The sequence below is a fragment of the Duganella sp. sic0402 genome, assembly GCF_019219065.1.
Classification (GTDB): domain Bacteria; phylum Pseudomonadota; class Gammaproteobacteria; order Burkholderiales; family Burkholderiaceae_D; genus Rugamonas.
This window is the reverse complement of sequence record NZ_JAHUWK010000005.1, coordinates 82,596-99,879: the sequence shown is the minus strand read 5'-3', so window position 1 is coordinate 99,879 and position 17,284 is coordinate 82,596. Positions and strand designations below refer to the sequence as shown.

Sequence of the window (17,284 nt, the reverse complement as noted above, 5' to 3'; positions counted from 1 at the left end):
ACGGCTCATTAAACCTTGCAGGGAACGGACATGCCTCAGAAGGAAGATGACGGATCGCCCAAATTTGGCCGCTTGCTGATCGTGCTGATCGGCGCAGTGCTGGTGTGCGCTGGCCTCACCTGGCTGATGGCGACGGTATTCCCCAACTTCCCCGGTTAAACCTTGCAAGCCGCGACCAGCGCACTGTCGAAGGCGCTGTCCGGCACGATGTCTTCAGGGTTGAATTTCTCGAACTTGTAGTTCTCCACCGGCTCGCCCTTGCCCATCGCATCCGGGTAGTAGACCTGTGCCAGCAGGGTAGTGGTGTGCTCTTCGCACGCATATACATGCAGCATCTTCACCGAGCGATACAGCTTGCCTTCAGGCGTCTTCTGCATGCGGGGGAAGTTTTGCATCGACCAGACCTTGCGGGTTTTCTCGGTCTTGATGATGCTGGCCTTGTCGATGTAGTAGGTGACAGTGCGGGTGCCGCCGACCTTCAGCCATTCCGCCGCGTGCGCCCAGCCGGCCGTCAACATCAACACAATGGCGATCAGGCCGGACTTGTTCATGGCGTGCTTTCAGTAATCAGGGAACCAGCGGTTGTTTGGACGACTGCTTGCTGCGGATCGCCGACACGGTCTTGTCGATGACGCCGAGGCGGTAGTTCACCGCAGGGTGGTTGGCAGTATAACCGTTCAGCACCGTGGCCGGATATTGGGTCGCCAGGCGCTGCCAGAAGGCGCGCGCGCCTTCGACGTTGTAGCCGGCGCGGGCCACCATGTACAGCGACAGGTTGTCGGCCGCCGCATCCAGTTCCTGCGGCATCGGCTTGACGCCTGCGGTGCCGATCAGCATCGACAGGTCGGGACGCACAGTCACCAGGTTGTCGATGATGCCGCCAACGGTGTAAGCCTGCTTGGTGGTGGCGGCGTGGCCCAGCACATTGTGGGCGATGTCCTTGGCCAGCACGTAGGCGATGGCGTCGTCGGTCTGCGCGAAGTTGACCATGCCGCGCGTGATCATCACGCGCTGGCCGTCGGAATAGGCATTAATGTTGTCCGAGTTGCCGATGTCGATCTTGAAGGCGCAGGCACGCGTGACCGGTACGCGCAGCTGCTGGTTGCTGCCGCCGCGCGAAATGCTCAAGGTCAGGATTTTGTTGTTGCTGACCAGCGGGCCAAGCACCGCAGCCGCGTCGCTTTCGGCGTTGGCCCCGACCGGCAGCAGCTTGCCGTCGGCGGCCACCAGCACGTCGCCCTTGCGCAGACCGGCGCGTGCGGCGCCGCTGCCGGCCAGCACGCTGGCCACTTCCAGGCGGTCGCCGTAGTTCAGCACCGCTTGCGCGGCGTCGACGAATTCGCCGGTGTAGGAGTATTTGTTCTTGGCGGTGAAGCCGAGCAGATTGCGCGCCTGGCTGCGGCACAGGTCTGCGTTATTGATCAGCAGCGGGCCGGCCACGCGGTACAGGCGATCCTGCAAGGCGACCATCTGGCTCAGTTGCTGGCGCGCGGCGGCCATCTTGGCAGTGACCGCCGGCGGTGTTTCGGTGGCGGTGCTGACCACCGAGGGCGCTGGCTCCGGCGCGGAGGGACGGGATTGGAAAGAGGAGCAGGCGGATAGCAGCGCGCTCGCCGCAATCACCGGTACAAGGGACAATGTGCCAAATTTATTCGTCTTGTTCATCCCTGTGCTCCGTCTCCATTTTTAGTGTTTGCCCGTGCTGCCGAAACCGCCGGCGCCGCGTTCGCTGGTATCAAATTCTTCAACCACATTAAAGCCGACTTGCAGTACTGGCACGATGATCAGCTGCGCCAGGCGTTCCATCGGGTTCAGCGTGAAGGCGCTGTGGCCGCGGTTCCAGGTCGAGATCATCAGTTGGCCCTGATAGTCGGAATCGATCAAGCCTACCAGATTACCCAATACGATGCCGTTTTTATGGCCCATGCCGCTGCGCGGCAGGATCATGGCGGCGTAGCCGGGATCGCCGACGTGGATCGCCAGGCCGGTTGGAATCAGCACGGTCTGGCCGGCTTCGATCACCATCGGCGCATCGATGCAGGCGCGCAGGTCCAGGCCGGCCGAGCCAGGCGTTGCATACGCCGGCAGTTGGTCTTTCATGCGCGGATCGAGAATTTTTACATCTACAGTTTTCATTTATTTGGCAAACAAAGAATGTTGCGAGATCCGTTTCGAGATCTCGGAAATCAGTTGGCGCGCCAGCGTCAGTTTGTCGGCGCGCGGCAAAATGGTATGGCCGTTCTCGTCGAACAGGATGATGGTGTTGTCGTCCTGGCCGAAGGTGTGGTGGCCGATATTCCCTACTAGCAGAGGGATGCCTTTTTTCTCGCGCTTGTCGGCACCGAACTTGACCAGGTTTTCCGATTCGGCGGCAAAGCCGACACAGTAAGGATGACCGGCCAGGTTGGTCAGCGCGGCCACCGAGGCCAGGATGTCCGGATTCTGCTCGAACTTCAGGTCTGGCGCGGTGCCGTTCGGGTTTTTCTTCAGCTTCTGGTCGCTGGCGTTGGCGATGCGCCAGTCGGCCACCGCCGCCACCGCGATAAAGATATGCTGATGATCGACGTTGGACATCACCGCGTCATACATTTGCTGCGCGCTCTGCACGTTGATGCGTTGCACGCCAAAAGGCACTGGCAGTGTGACCGGGCCGGATACCAGCACCACCTCGGCGCCGGCTTCGCGCGCGGCGCGCGCCACGGCGTAGCCCATCTTGCCCGAGGACAGATTGGTGATGCCGCGCACCGGGTCGATCGGCTCGAAGGTCGGGCCGGCGGTGATCAGGATGCGCTTGCCGGCCAGGACTTTCGGCTGGAAGGCGGCGATCACTTCTTCCAGCAGCTGTTCCGGCTCCAGCATGCGGCCGAAGCCGACTTCACCGCAGGCCTGGTCGCCAGCGGCCGGGCCGAAGATGACGATGCCGTCTTCGCGCAACTGTTCGATGTTGCGCTGGGTGGCCGGGTTCTGCCACATCTCGACATTCATGGCCGGGGCGATCAGCAGCGGCACATGGCGCGGACGTGCCACGCACATGGTCGACAGCAGGTCGTCGCAGGCGCCGTGCGCCAGCTTGCGGATGAAGTCCGTCGAGCAGGGCGCGATAATGATCGCATCCGCATCGCGCGTGACATCGATGTGGGCCATATTATTGTTGACGCGCGCGTCCCACTGGTCGGTGTACACCGGGCGGCCCGACAGGGCCTGCATGGTCACCGCCGTGATGAAGTGGGTGGCCGCTTCGGTCATCACCACCTGCACGGTGGCGCCGGCCTTGGTGAAGGAGCGGCACAGTTCCGCCGCCTTGTAGCAGGCCACGCCGCCGGACAGGCCGAGGACGATTTTCTTACCAGTCAGTTCCATCATGGTGCAGCTCCGTTATTTATTCACCCGGCGCAGTTCGTCCAGGATGAACAGGCCAGCGCCGATGCAGATGGCCGAATCGGCCACGTTAAACGCCGGGAAGTGGCCAAAGCCTGGCCAGTGGAAATCCAGGAAGTCGACCACATGGCCGTACAGCAGGCGGTCGATGACGTTGCCGACAGCGCCGCCCAGCACCAGCGACAGCGCCCACGCAAACAGGCGCTGGCCGCTGTGCTTCTTCAGCAGGTAGACGATGAAGATGGCGGCGCCAATGCCGATGGCGGTGAAGAAGTAGCGCTGCCAGCCGCCGCTATTACTCAGGAAGCTGAACGCCGCACCCTTGTTATATGCCAGCACCAGGTTGAAGAACGAGGTGATGACTTTCTCTTCGCCATACTGGAAGGTCTTGTTGATGGTGATCTTGGTCAGCTGGTCGATCAGGATCACCAGCGTGGCGATGCCCAGCCATGGCGTGAGGCTGGTCGAGGACTTGGTCGGGAAGATTTTTTTGGTGGCCATGAGTTAGGTTGTCTACGTCGGCAAAGGTCCCCGCTTGCGCGGGGACGACGTGCGGTATGTTAAGCGAACTTGCGCTTTTCGCCCGCACCAAACAGATTGCTGTAGCAGCGGCCGCACAGTGTCGGATGATCGGCGTGCGCGCCCACGTCGGCGCGGTAGTGCCAGCAGCGCTCGCACTTCTCGGCGGTCGACGCGGCCACATTCACCGCTTCTTCCGCTTCGCCCGTCACTTCGGTCACCGTCGCCAGCGACGTGATGAACACGAACTTCAGGTCATCTTCCAGGCTGGCCAGCAGCTTGTACTTGTCGCCTGCCGCCTTGATGCTCAGTTCCGCCTGCAGCGAGGAGCCGATCGCGCCCGAGGTGCGCAGGTCTTCCAGCTGCTTGGTTACGTCGGTACGCACCGCGCGCAGCGCCGTGTACTTGGCCAGCAGCGCTTCCGCATCGTCCAGCGCCGGCAACTGCCACCAGGTCTGGGTGAAGATGGTTTCGTCGCTGTCTTTCCAGCCTTGCGCGCCGGCGAAGATCTCCCATGCTTCTTCGGCGGTGAAGGACAATGCCGGCGCCATCAGGCGCAGCAGGCTGTGCGTGATGTGATACAGCGCGGTCTGCGCCGAGCGGCGCGATGCCGAGGTCACGCCGGTGGTGTACAGGCGGTCCTTCAGGATGTCGAGGTAGAAGCCGCCCAGGTCTTCCGAGCAGTAGTTCTGCAGCTTGGACATCACCGGCTGGAATTCATAGCGCAGGTAGTGCGCTTCGATTTCCTGCTGCAGCTGCGCCATGTTGGCGATGGCGTAGCGGTCGATCTCCAGCAGTTCTGCCGCAGCCACGGCGTCCCTGGCGTAATCGAAGTCCGACAGGTTGGCCAGCAGGAAGCGCAGCGTGTTGCGGATGCGGCGATACGATTCGGTCACGCGCTTGAGGATCTCGTCGGAGATCGACAGCTCGCCGGTATAGTCGGTCGAAGCGACCCACAGGCGCAGCATGTCGGCGCCCAGCTTGTTCCACACGTCCTGCGGCGCGATGGTGTTGCCGATCGACTTGGACATCTTCTTGCCTTCGCCGTCGACCACAAAGCCGTGGGTCAGCAGCGCCTTGTAGGGCGGCGCGCCGTTCAGCATCGAGGAGGTCAGCAGCGACGAGTGGAACCAGCCGCGGTGCTGGTCCGAACCTTCCAGGTACAGGTCGGCCGGGAACGCGGATTGTTCCTTGTGCGAGCCGCGCAGCACGGTCTGGTGGGTCGAACCGGAGTCGAACCAGACGTCCAGCGTGTCCTTGTTCTTCTGGTACTGCGCGGCTTCGTCGCCAATCAGGTCTTGCAGGTCCAGCGCCAGCCAGGCGTCGATGCCGCTCTTTTCGATCAGCTGCGCCACTTGCTCCAGCAGTTCCGGCGTGCGCGGATGCAGCGCGCCGCTTTCCTTGTGGACCACGAAGGCCATCGGCACGCCCCACTGGCGCTGGCGCGACAGGGTCCAGTCAGGACGGTTGGCGATCATGCCGTGCAGGCGTGCCTTGCCCCAGTCGGGGAAGAACTCGGTCTGCTCGATGCCGGCCAGCGCGGCCTGGCGCAGCGTGGCGCCGCCGTCTTTCGGATGCACATCCATACCGGCGAACCACTGCGAGGTGGCGCGGTAGATGATCGGCGTCTTGTGGCGCCAGCAGTGCATATAGCTGTGGTCAAACATCTTCACTTCGAACAGCGCGCCAGCTTCTTTCAGCGCGGCGCAGATCGGTTTCGAGGCTTCCCAGATGGTCATGCCGCCGAACAGCGGCAGCGATTCGGCATATTTGCCGTCGCCCAGCACCGGGGTCAGGATCTGGTCGTCCTTCATGCCGTGCGCCTTGCACGAGATGAAGTCGTCCAGGCCGTAGGCAGGCGCCGAGTGGACCACGCCGGTGCCGCTGTCGGCGGTCACGTAGTCGGCCAGGTACATCGGCGACAGGCGGTCGAAGAAAGCGTCCGACGCGTGCAGCGGATGGCGGAAGCTGATGCCGCCCAGCGCCGCGCCGTCGCAGGTGGCGATGGTCACGCCTTCCAGCTTGTAGCGCGCCAGGCTGGATTCGACCAGGTCTTGCGCCAGAATCAGCAGCAAAGGCTGGCCATCGCGCTCGGTCTGCACCAGCGCGTATTTCAGTTCAGGATGGACGTTCAGCGCCTGGTTGGATGGGATGGTCCACGGGGTGGTGGTCCAGATCACGACGAAGCCGTTTTCGGTCGGCAGCTTGTCCAGGCCGAAGGCGCTGGCCAGCTTGTCGAATTCAGCGAACTTGAAGCCGACGTCGATGGCCGGATCGCGCTTGTCCTGGTATTCCACTTCCGCTTCGGCCAGCGCCGACTGGCAGTCGAAGCACCAGTTGACCGGCTTCAGGCCGCGGTAGACATAGCCTTTTTCCAGCATCTTGCCGAGCGCGCGCAGTTCGTCCGCCTCGTTGGAGTAGTTCATGGTCAGGTAAGGATTCTGCCACTCGCCCAGCACGCCCAGGCGGATGAAGTCCTTGCGCTGACGGTCGACCTGCTCGTGCGCATAGGCGCGCGCCTTGGTCAGCACTTCAGCGGTCGGCAGGTTCTTGCCGTATTGTTTTTCGATCTGGATCTCGATCGGCATGCCGTGGCAATCCCAGCCCGGCACATAAGGCGCGTCGTAGCCGGCGAAGGTGCGCGCCTTGACCACCATGTCTTTCAGGATCTTGTTGACGGCGTGGCCGATGTGGATGTCGCCGTTGGCATATGGAGGACCATCGTGCAGGATGAATTTAGGGCGGCCGGCGGCTGCCTTGCGTACGCGCTCGTAGATTTTCTTGTCTTGCCATTGCTTGACCCAGTTCGGTTCGCGCTTGGCCATATCGCCGCGCATCGGGAATGGGGTTTCGGTCATGTTGACCTGGTATTTACTTTCAGGCTTCTTTGCGGATTTGTTATCGGACATGGTGTTCTTCAGTAGATGTATTCGGAATGCTTGGGTAGCCGGCGCGCGTAGCTGATCGCGCGGTCAAATTCGGTCGGTGGCGCGTTTGGCGAAGAAGGCGCGGGCGATGTCGGCGTCGCGGTTGATGGCTGCCGTCAGCGTCGGCAGATCGACATACTTTTCTTCGTCGCGGATTTTTTGCAGGAATTCGACGCGCACTTGCTTGCCATAGCAATTCTGCGCAAAGTCGAACACATGGACTTCCAGCAGCACCCGGCCGCTGTCATCGACGGTCGGGCGCACGCCCAGACTGGCCACGGCCGGCAGCGGCTGCTCGCTCAAGCCGTGCACCTGCACGATGAAGATGCCGGACAGCGCCGGGCGGTGCGGCACGCGCAGGTTGAGCGTCGGGAAGCCCAGCGTGCGGCCCAGTTTCTGGCCATGGATCACGTGGCCGGAGATCGCGTAAGGATGGCCCAGCAGCGCTTCGGCATGCGGGAAATCGCCCTCGGCCAGCGCGGCGCGCACGGCGGAGGAGGAGATGCGGGTGCTGCCGTTCATCACGGTCGGCAGGGTCTCGACGTGGAAGCCGTATTTTTCGCCGGCTTCCAGCAGCATCTGCACATTGCCGGCGCGCCGTGCGCCGTAGCAGAAGTCGTCGCCGACCATCAGCCATTTGACGTGCAGGCCTTCGACCAGCACTTTTTCAGTGAATTCCTGCGGCGTCAGGCCGGCGAAGGAATCGGAGAAGTGTTCGACGATGACCCTGTCGATACCGTTGTCGGACAGTGATTGCAGCTTGTCGCGCAGGTTGGCGATGCGCGCCGGCGCGCGCGACAGGTCGCCGGCCTTGCGCGCAAAGAACTCGCGCGGATGCGGTTCGAAAGTCATCACGGCCGCTTCCAGCCCGAGGCCAGTGGCGGCGGCGCGTACGCGGGCCAGCAATGCCTGGTGGCCCAGGTGGACACCGTCAAAGTTGCCGATCGTGAGCGCGCAGGGCGCGCGCGCCGCTGCATTGGGAAGACCTCGAAATACCTTCATGGGAATCTTGGGGAAAAACTTGTCGCAAATAAGAGATTATACGGGGAATCCCTCAAAGCGAAAAAAAAGCGCTGTCCGGCTTGGGCCGGAACAGCGCTTTGCGCATCAACCGCCCGAATTACATCGGGTGATTAATGTTCAGGGTCCAGTAGCGGGCCAGGTCGGCGGTGCCGTCGGTGCCTTTAACGGTTTTCAGGGTTGCCAGAGCAGGGGCTTTCTTGCCAGCGATGCTTTGAGCGATACCGTAGTGCAGCTTGATCGCTTCAGGATTGCGGCCGGTGCCCAGCTTGACTGCCTGATCCATCAGAGGCAGACCTTTGTCGGCTTTGCCAGCCGATACCAGGCCGTAGCCCAGGTTGGCCAGTGCGTCGGCATCCTTGGCTTTGACAGCTTCGGCTTCCACGGTGGCGGCTTTGGCGTCGAACTCGGTCTGGGTCTTGGCGGCCAGGTCTTTCAGGCGCTGGTGACGGGCGGCGTCGGTGCCAGTGCCCAGTACGCCTTTTTTGTAGCCCTGGTCGATGATTTTGATTGCTTCAGCCGGATTATTGGCTTGCAGCGACAGCTGGGCCATTTCCATGTATTCAGCTGGCTTGGTCAGCAGGCCGTTGGCCAGGCGCAGACGCAGCACATCCAGCGACAGCGTGGACGAGAAGCCTGGCTTGCCGGCGACACGGTTCAGCAGGTCGGCCCAGTAGCTCGACTTTGGATAGGAACCGGCCAGTTTTTCCAGGGTCTGCACGTAGCCAGCCTTGTCGTTCTGCTTCAGCTGGATATTGGCCAGCATCTGCAGCGACTGCTCGGAGGCATTCTTGTTCGATTGCAGTTCCTTGGCCGCTTCAGCGTATTTGCCGCTGATGTAGTAGGTCTGGATCAGCAGCTCACGCATCTGGCCGTCGTTTGGATTGTCTTTCAGCGCGCGCTGAATCCAGGTGATGGCTTTTGGGTAGTCCTTGGCGCGGTAGTAGATGCCGGCCAGGGCTTGGGTGAATTTTGGTTGTTCGGCAGCCGACAGCTTGCCGGAGTTGATCACCGATTCGAAGGCCTTGGCGGCAGCGTCGTTATCGCCGGCAGCAGCAGCTGCCGAAGCGCGGGTGCGCTCGATCAAATAGGTTTCGTTAGCGGATTTGCCGCCGACGGAGTCGGTTTCTTTCAGTTTGGCAAGAGCTTCCTTGTTCTTGCCGGCCGCGGCCAGTTTCTGTGCTTCTTGCAATGGTTTGCCGATTTCTGCGCGCACCGTTTCTGCTGCGTAGGCGACCGACGAGAAACCTGCGATAGGGGCTGCTGCAGTAAAACCAATAGCGGCCATTACCAGGCCGAGATGAGCGAGACGAAACTTGGTCATGGGTGAGTTTTCTTTCTTCAAAAAAGCAAATAGGCAGGAATGGTCCTGCCTATTATTGTACATGGGACTTATTACTGGAACTGTTCGTTACCGACCAGACCAATCTTGGTCACGCCCAGACGCTGGGCCGAAGCCATCACGCCTGCGACGACTTTGTACGAGACCAGCTTGTTCGGACGCAGATGCACTTCCGGCTGATCCGCTTGCGCGGCGACATCGGTCAGTTTCGCTTCCAGGGTGCCGCGGTCAGGAACAACCACGTTATCCCACAGAATCGTACCGTCGAAGTCGACGTCAATCGTGATTACCACTGGTTCCTTGGTTGGCGGCGGCGGGGTGCCGACCGGCATGTTCAGGTTGACCGAGTGATTGGCCTTAGGAATCGTAATGATCATCATGATAATCAGCACCAGCATCACGTCGATGAGGGGCGTCATATTCATTTCCATCATTGGTTCCGGGTCCGCGCCACCGGCGGCCGGAGAGCCGACATTCATACTCATGATGTTTCCTTTTAAGAAGGGCAGGCCTGAACTACACAGGCCTGCGATGCGCTACCGGGAATTAACCCTTATCAGGCGGTTCGGTGATGAAGCCGACCTTCTGGATACCAGCGCGCTGGGTAGTGTAAATAACCTTGCCGATTGCTTCGTACTTGGTTTCTTGGTCACCACGTACGTGAACTTCCGGCTGCGGCAGCTTCACAGCTTCCACCTTCAGAAAATCGAACAGCTCATTCGCGTCGCGCATTTTCTTCTGATTCCAGTAGATGTCGCCATCCTTGCTTACAACGATGTTAACGTCTTCCGGTTTGGTCTGAATAACCTGGTTGGTTTCTTCTGGCAGCTGGATCTTGATCAGCTTCAGAACAACCGGGCTCGTGATCAGGAAGATAATCAGCAGAACCAACATGATGTCCACGAGGGGCGTCGTGTTGATTTCTGACATGACTTGATCTTCGTCTCCGCTATCGGAGCCTACGGACATGGACATGGTTAATTACCCAACTTTTTTGGAGCCGGTAGCGGTCGACATTGCGCCCGAGATCAGCACCGAGTGAACGTCAGCCGAGAAAGCACGTACGTCTTCCATTGCCGACTTGTTACGACGTACCAGCCAGTTGTAACCCAGAACGGCTGGAACTGCCACGAACAGACCGAAAGCGGTCATGATCAGCGCTTCACCGACTGGACCTGCAACTTTGTCGATCGATGCGTTACCCGACATGCCGATGGCGATCAGCGCATTGTAAATACCCCAAACGGTACCGAACAGACCGATGAACGGCGAGGTCGAACCAACGGTTGCCAGGAACGACAGGCCGTCTTGCAGACGCGATTGAACTTTGTCAACAGCGCGCTGGATCGACATGGTCACCCAGGTCGACAGGTCGATTTGTTCCAGCAGGGCGCCGTCGTGGTGAGCGGTTGCCTTGGTGCCGGTTTCAGCGATGAAGCGGAATGGCGAGCCTTCGGTCAGGGTAGCCGAACCAGCAGCGATCGACGAAGCTTTCCAGAACTTAGCCGAGGTTTCTTTCGACTGTTTGAAGATCTTGGTCTGGTCGATCAGTTTGGTGATGATGATGTACCACGAACCCATCGACATCAGCGACAGAATGATCAGGGTAGCGCGCGATACGAAACCTGCATCCCAAACTGCTTTGAAGCCGTATGGGTTTTCCACTTCTTCTGCACCGTGAGCTGCTGGAGCTGCTGGAGCTGCAGCGTCGGCTGCAGGTGCTGCTGCCGCATCTGCTGCTGGCGCTGGCGCTGCTGCATCAGCTGCTGGGGCTGCAGCAGGTGCCGAGGCTTGCTCTTGCGCGAAGGCAGGAGCGCTCACCAGGGCGGTTGCTGCGGTCACCGAGAACAGCACAGCGGCCAGTACAGCGGACAAACGGGTATTCTTAAACATGCTTCCTCCAAATTGATAAAATAATCAGATCGCTGGCGTAATGACAACGAAAATTACTAATTGAGACGATGGTTTGTCTCGGTTTTACTCCAGCGTCCAGACGTATTGCATCTGCTGCCAGCCTTCTTTTGGTACGCCATCTTCGGTTGCCGGTTTGAAACGGCACTTCGTGATACCGGCGACCGCAGCTTTATCGAGATCCCTGAAACCACTCGATTTCACTACCTTACCTTCGGCAACGCGGCCATCGGCTGCGATCAGGAACGACAGCTGCACAGTGCCGGTTTCCTCATTACGCAGGGACGACTTCGGCCATTCCGGTTTGGCGCAAGTGCTGAAGTCAACCACTGCCGCAGTACGCACACCGGTCTTCGGAGGGCCTGGAGGAGCTGCCGGCGGAGCTGGCGGCGCCTTCTGGATCTCGGTGGTTGCCGGTTTCACGTTGGTCGCGTTAGCGATCGTGTTGTTAGGCGGTGGCGGCTGCTGCACGTTCACCTCAACTGGCGGGATGAATGGCGGTGGTGGTGCCTTCATCTCTGGCGGTGGTGGCGGTGGTGGGAGCTCTTTCGGTGGAGGAGGTTTGACCTCCTCGATGATCTTGGTCTCCACTGGTGCGATCATCTTATGCACCAAACGTGTTCCCAAGCCCGTCACGATCCCATAAGCGACCAGCAAGTGCAACAAAACGACAATCGTTATGCCTGTAAAGTTCTTCCCGGTGCTTTTCTCGTTGTGCGTGAAATTCATGCCTGCTTTCTCCAATACCAACTCTCTTTGGTGCTACTTAAACCCCAAAATGGCGACACAAAACAACAGCCGCATCCGGGACGTCGGCGAATTATACATACGAATTCTTGATTTTACATAGAATTTTCATCCCTAAAACCGGTTAAATTTCATAGGGTTTTCCTATATGGTAGCGCTCACTTTGCACCGTTCTGGCTCAATCAACAAGACTCTTAGTCGCATTTTTGGGCGCTGGCGCACCATGACGTTACTTAGTTTTCCCTTAAGGCCAAATACGGAATTTTATGCAGGTAGCTTTACTACGTGCAATTGATAATTTGGCCGCAAATGTTTCTTTGTCGAAATTCTTGCGGGGACTACTATACAAGTAGGCACAGAAAAATATTGACTTCTGCGCCGCGCCATGCCTCTGCCAAAAAAAACCGGGGTCAGCGCGCCGTCGCTGACCCCGGTATGGACTCTTGCAAGAGCCGTGCCTGTGATATTGCCTTTGGCACGGCGCCAGAAAAAGCCTTATATATTAGTTGGGTCAGGGAATCCGGCCGCGTTTCTCCCGTTTGACTTCCAGGGTACTGACAACTTCGCCGTTCGGCCCCACTGTTTCCAGATGGACGTCGAAGCCCCATAAGCGTGCAACATGCTTCAGTACCTCACCAGCCTGCTGGTTGAGCGGGCGGCGCTGGAACTGGGTATGGCGCAAGGTCAGCGCCCGGTCGTCCTGAGTGTTGACCGACCATACCTGGATGTTGGGCTCACGATTGCCCAGATTATATTGTTCTGCTAGTTGCTGGCGCACGTATCGATAGCCGAGGTCGTCGTGGATGGCGGAGACGTTAAGCTTCTCATTGTTATCATCGTCCAGCACGGCGAAGAAGTGGAACTCGCGTATCAGCTTGGGCGACAGGTATTGCGCGATAAAGCTCTCATCCTTGAAGTTGCGCATGGCGAAGTCCAGCGTCTTGCGCCAGTCGCTGCCGGCGATGTCGGGGAACCAGACGCGGTCTTCATCGGTCGGATGTTCGCAGATGCGGCGGATGTCGGTCATCATCGCGAAGCCCAGCGCGTAGGGATTGATGCCGCTGTAGTAGGGACTGTTGACCGGCGGCTGATAGACCACGTTGGTATGGCTCTTCAGAAACTCCATCATGAAGCCGTCGCCGATCACACCGTCATCGTACAACTGATTGAGGATGGTGTAGTGCCAGAAGGTGGCCCAGCCTTCGTTCATGACCTGGGTCTGCCGCTGTGGGTAGAAATACTGAGAGATCTTACGTACTATCCGCACCATCTCGCGCTGCCAGGGTTCCAGCAGCGGCGCGTACTTCTCGATGAAATACAGCAGGTTTTCTTCTGGCTCGACCGGGAAGCGCTTGGCGGCCTTGGCAGTTTCCTCTTCCTCGCGGCGCGGCAGTGTGCGCCACAGATCGTTGAGCTGCGACTGCACATACGCTTCGCGTTCTTTTTGCCGCGCGCGCTCTTCCATCAGCGACAGCTTGGCCGGCCGCTTGTAGCGGTCGACGCCGTAGTTCTGGATCGCGTGGCAGGAGTCCAGCAGCAGCTCGACCGCGTCAATGCCGTGGCGCTGCTCGCACTCGGCGATGTAGTTCTTGGCAAACACCATGTAGTCGACAATCGCGTCGGCGTCGGTCCAGGTGCGGAACAGGTAGTTGCCTTTGAAGAAGGAGTTGTGACCATAGGCAGCATGCGCGATCACCAGCGCCTGCATGGTCAGGCTGTTCTCCTCCATTAAATAAGCGATGCAGGGATTGGAGTTGATGACGATTTCGTAGGCCAGTCCCATCTGTCCGCGCTTGTAGCCTTTCTCGGTGCTGAGGAAGTGCTTGCCGAACGACCAGTGGTTGTACGACACCGGCATGCCGACCGAGGTATAGGCGTCCATCATCTGCTCTGCAGTGATGATCTCCAGCTGGTTGGGGTAGGTATCCAGCCCGTAGCCTTCGGCGACGCGGCGGATTTCCTGGTGGATCTGCTCGATCAGCTCGAAGGTCCACTCGGATTGCTCCGGCAGCGCGTTCGGATGCTTGGGCTTGGGCGTGGTCATGTCGTTCATTTCGGCTGCTTCTTGAACAGTTCGCGGAATACCGGATAGATGTCGGCCGGCGTGACGATCTTCTGCATGGCAAAGTGCGGATGGTGGTCCGGCACCTGCGAGTACTGCTCCCACAGGTTTTGCGGCGGCCCGTCGGTGATCTCGACATAGGTGTAGTACTGCACCTTGGGCATGATGGTGTTGACCAGCAACTGGCGGCACAGCACCGAGTCGTTGTCCCAGTTATCGCCGTCGGACGCCTGGGCCACGTAGGCGTTGTAGCTGCCAGCGCCAAAGCGCTCGTCGATGATCTTGTCCAGCAGGTGCAGCGCCGACGACACCACCGTGCCGCCCGATTCGCGCGAGTGGAAGAATTCTTCCTCGTCCACTTCGGCTGCGGCCGTGTGGTGGCGGATGAACACCACCTCGATCTTGTCGTAGACGCGCTTGAGGAACAGATAGAGCAGGATGAAGAAGCGCTTGGCGGTATCCTTGCGCGTCTCATCCATGGAGCCGGAAACGTCCATGATGCAGAACATCACCGCCTGCGTCATCGGCTTGGGCACCTTGATACGGTTGGTGTAGCGCAGATCGAACGGGTCGATGAAGGGGATGGCCAGCAGGCGCGTGTGCAAGTGGTGGATCAGCTTCTTCAGCTCAACCACGCGCGGGTCGTGCAGCGGCGCGCCATCCAGCAGCAGCTGTTCCAGTTCGCGCTCGGCTTCGGTGACGCGCTTGCGCGAGCCGCCGCCGACCGCGATACGCCGGCCCAGTGCGCCGCGCAGCGAGCGCAGCACATGGATATTCGATGGCGTGCCGGACATATTGTAGCCGGCGCGCTGGTTTTTAAAATCGGTGCTGGCGGTCAGCTGGGTCTTGACCATGTGCGGCAGTTCCAGGTCCTCGAAGAAGTAGTTCATGAATTCTTCGCGCGACAGTTCGAAGATGAAGTCGTCTTCGGTCAGCTGGTCGCTATTGCCGGCCTTGCCGCGACCGGCACCACCACCGCCTTTGGGGCGGTTGATCTGGTCGCCTTTCAGATATTCCTGGTTGCCTGGATTGACCACCTCCCAGACGCCGCCATGGGCGTGGCCGAACGAGGGTTCGCTCACATCCTTGACCGGAATGGAGACTTTTTCGCCGTTCTCAACGTCGGTGATGGAGCGGCCCTTGATGGCGCGGCCTACCGCGTCCTTGATCTGCGATTTGTAACGCCGCAAGAAACGCTCGCGGTTGACGGCGGACTTGTTCTTGCCTTGCAAACGACGGTCGATGAGGTAAGTCAAAAGATGCCTCCTGCTGGTTGCATCGCCGTCCCCGCCTGCGCGGGAACGGCGGCGTGTTACGAGGACTTCCTCACGCGCAGATACCATTCGCACAGCAGCCGTACCTGCTTGGCTGTATAGCCTTTCTCGACCATGCGCGCGACGAAGTCGGCATGCTTGTTGGCATCCTCCGCGCTGGCTTTGGCGTTGAACGAAATCACCGGCAGCAGTTCCTCGGTATTGGAGAACATTTTCTTCTCGATCACGGTGCGGAACTTCTCATAGCTGGTCCACGCCGGATTCTTGCCGCCGTTGTTGGCGCGCGCGCGCAGGCCGAAGTTGACGATCTCGTTGCGGAAGTCTTTCGGATTCGAAATCCCGGCCGGCTTCTCGATTTTCTCCAGCTCGTTGTTGAGCGACTCGCGGTCGAAGCTTTCGCCGGTGTCCGGATCGCGGTATTCCTGATCCTGTATCCAGAAGTCGGCAAAGGTCACGTAGCGGTCGAAGATATTCTGGCCATATTCGGAATACGATTCCAGATACGCCGTCTGTATCTCCTTGCCGATGAATTCGACATAGCGCTGCGCCAGATGCTCCTTGATGTACGAGAAGTATTTCTGCTCCAGCTCGGGTGGGAACTGCTCGCGCTCGACCTGCTGCTCCAGCACATACAGCAGGTGCACCGGATTGGCCGCCACTTCGGTATTGTCGAAGTTAAACACCTTGGACAGGATCTTGAAGGCAAAGCGCGTCGACAGCCCATTCATGCCCTCATCCACGCCGGCGTAATCGCCATACTCGTGGATGGATTTGGCTTTCGGATCGGTGTCCTTCAGATTGTCACCATCGTAGACCAGCATCTTGCTGAAGATGCTGGAGTTCTCAGGATCTTTCAGCCGCGACAGGATGGCGAACTGCGCCATCATGCGCAAGGTGCCCGGCGCGCAAGGCGCACTCGACAGTGAGGAATTGAACAGCAGCTTGTCGTAAATCTTGATCTCGTCGGTGACGCGCAGGCAGTACGGCACTTTGACGATGTAGATACGGTCAAGGAAGGCTTCATTGTTGCGGTTGTTCTTGAAGGTTTTCCACTCGGACTCATTCGAGTGCGCCAGCACCACGCCGTCAAACGGGATCGCGCCGAAACCTTCGGTGCCCTTGTAGTTGCCTTCCTGGGTGGCGGTCAGCAGCGGATGCAGTACCTTGATCGGCGCCTTGAACATCTCGACGAATTCCATCAGGCCCTGATTGGCCAGGCACAGGCCGCCAGAGTAGCTGTAGGCATCGGGATCGTCCTGCGAATAATCTTCCAGCTTGCGGATATCGACCTTGCCGACCAGCGAGGAAATGTCCTGATTGTTTTCGTCGCCCGGCTCAGTCTTGGAAATGCCGATCTGTTTCAGCACAGACGGGTAGCGCTTTACCACGCGGAACTGGTTGATGTCGCCATTGAATTCGTGCAGGCGCTTGACCGCCCACGGCGACGGGATATTGCGCAGGTAGCGGCGTGGAATGCCGTAGTCTTCTTCCAGAATGGTGCCGTCCTCGTCCTCGTTGAACAGGCCCAGCGGCGACTCGTTGACCGGCGAGCCTTTCAGGCAATAGAAGGGCACATGTTCCATCAGCGACTTGAGCTTTTCCGCGATCGACGATTTGCCGCCGCCCACCGGGCCCAGCAGGTAGAGGATCTGCTTGCGCTCCTCCAGTCCCTGCGCCGCGTGGCGGAAGTAGGACACCACCTGCTCGATCACTTCCTCGGTGCCGTAGAACTCGCGGAAAGCCGGATAAATCTTGATCACCTTGTTGGCGAAGATGCGCGACAAGCGCGTGTCGTTGCGCGTGTCGACCAGGGTAGGTTCGCCGATGGCGGCCAGCATGCGCTCGGCGGCGCTGGCGTAGGTGAGCCGGTCTTTCTTGCAAAGTTCGAGATACTCCTTCATGGACATCTCTTCTTCTTTGGTCCGTTCGTATCGTGCGGCGTAGTTGTCAAAAATGGTCATGTTTGAATGTCCTTTAATGATGGAAACCTGCTTGTCACGAGTCACCGGCAGTTCGCCTGCCCTGGCTCTGGTTCGTTGAGTCCTCTCTGTATTATTTTTCTTCTGGTCAGCTTCCTTTGGTGACGCGGATTGCCCGTGTCTTT

General features: G+C 59.3%; 16 protein-coding genes. 1 reads left to right on the top strand and 15 read right to left on the bottom strand.

The window, feature by feature from the left end:
* Positions 1-30 precede the first annotated feature (30 nt).
* Positions 31-159, top strand: a complete 129-nt coding sequence (locus tag KW842_RS27615) for a hypothetical protein (RefSeq protein WP_255584275.1) — start codon at positions 31-33, stop codon at positions 157-159.
* Here the strand turns inward: KW842_RS27615 and KW842_RS14400 are convergent.
* From KW842_RS14400 to KW842_RS14330, 15 genes are all read right to left on the bottom strand, one after another.
* Complete coding sequence (locus KW842_RS14400; RefSeq protein WP_218304801.1) at positions 156-551, bottom strand: surface-adhesin E family protein; 396 nt, start codon at positions 549-551, stop codon at positions 156-158. The genes KW842_RS27615 and KW842_RS14400 overlap by 4 nt on opposite strands.
* Positions 552-567: 16 nt before the next feature.
* The gene (locus KW842_RS14395; protein ID WP_218304800.1) at positions 568-1,665 is read right to left on the bottom strand and encodes a M48 family metallopeptidase; all 1,098 of its coding nucleotides are present in this window, start codon (positions 1,663-1,665) and stop codon (positions 568-570) included.
* 21 nt (positions 1,666-1,686) lie between these two features.
* A complete protein-coding gene (dut, locus tag KW842_RS14390; protein WP_218304799.1) occupies positions 1,687-2,136 on the bottom strand; it encodes a dUTP diphosphatase in 450 nt (149 codons plus the stop codon).
* Positions 2,137-3,360: a bifunctional phosphopantothenoylcysteine decarboxylase/phosphopantothenate--cysteine ligase CoaBC gene (coaBC, locus tag KW842_RS14385; RefSeq protein ID WP_218305022.1), complete on the bottom strand. Its 1,224-nt coding sequence runs from the start codon at positions 3,358-3,360 to the stop codon at positions 2,137-2,139.
* 15 nt (positions 3,361-3,375) lie between these two features.
* A complete protein-coding gene (lspA, locus tag KW842_RS14380; RefSeq protein WP_218304798.1) occupies positions 3,376-3,879 on the bottom strand; it encodes a signal peptidase II in 504 nt (167 codons plus the stop codon).
* A gap of 59 nt (positions 3,880-3,938) precedes the next feature.
* A complete protein-coding gene (gene ileS, locus KW842_RS14375) occupies positions 3,939-6,806 on the bottom strand; it encodes an isoleucine--tRNA ligase (RefSeq protein WP_218304797.1) in 2,868 nt (955 codons plus the stop codon).
* Positions 6,807-6,869: 63 nt separating this feature from the next.
* A complete protein-coding gene (locus KW842_RS14370) occupies positions 6,870-7,826 on the bottom strand; it encodes a bifunctional riboflavin kinase/FAD synthetase (protein ID WP_218304796.1) in 957 nt (318 codons plus the stop codon).
* A 118-nt stretch (positions 7,827-7,944) separates the two neighbouring features.
* The gene (locus KW842_RS14365) at positions 7,945-9,168 is read right to left on the bottom strand and encodes a lipopolysaccharide assembly protein LapB (protein ID WP_229223698.1); all 1,224 of its coding nucleotides are present in this window, start codon (positions 9,166-9,168) and stop codon (positions 7,945-7,947) included.
* A 71-nt stretch (positions 9,169-9,239) separates the two neighbouring features.
* Positions 9,240-9,671: a biopolymer transporter ExbD gene (locus KW842_RS14360; RefSeq protein ID WP_218304795.1), complete on the bottom strand. Its 432-nt coding sequence runs from the start codon at positions 9,669-9,671 to the stop codon at positions 9,240-9,242.
* A 61-nt stretch (positions 9,672-9,732) separates the two neighbouring features.
* Complete coding sequence (locus tag KW842_RS14355) at positions 9,733-10,161, bottom strand: biopolymer transporter ExbD (protein WP_218304794.1); 429 nt, start codon at positions 10,159-10,161, stop codon at positions 9,733-9,735.
* A gap of 6 nt (positions 10,162-10,167) precedes the next feature.
* Positions 10,168-11,079, bottom strand: a complete 912-nt coding sequence (locus KW842_RS14350; RefSeq protein WP_218304793.1) for a MotA/TolQ/ExbB proton channel family protein — start codon at positions 11,077-11,079, stop codon at positions 10,168-10,170.
* 84 nt (positions 11,080-11,163) lie between these two features.
* On the bottom strand, positions 11,164-11,826 hold the full coding sequence (locus KW842_RS14345; RefSeq protein ID WP_218304792.1) for an energy transducer TonB: 663 nt from the start codon (positions 11,824-11,826) through the stop codon (positions 11,164-11,166).
* A gap of 529 nt (positions 11,827-12,355) precedes the next feature.
* A complete protein-coding gene (locus KW842_RS14340) occupies positions 12,356-13,897 on the bottom strand; it encodes a SpoVR family protein (protein ID WP_218304791.1) in 1,542 nt (513 codons plus the stop codon).
* Entirely contained in the window at positions 13,894-15,162 is a 1,269-nt protein-coding gene (locus KW842_RS14335; RefSeq protein ID WP_218304790.1) for a YeaH/YhbH family protein, read from the bottom strand. Before KW842_RS14335 ends, KW842_RS14340 begins: the two co-directional genes overlap by 4 nt.
* 56 nt (positions 15,163-15,218) lie before the next feature.
* Positions 15,219-17,141, bottom strand: a complete 1,923-nt coding sequence (locus KW842_RS14330; protein ID WP_218304789.1) for a PrkA family serine protein kinase — start codon at positions 17,139-17,141, stop codon at positions 15,219-15,221.
* Positions 17,142-17,284 lie beyond the last annotated feature (143 nt).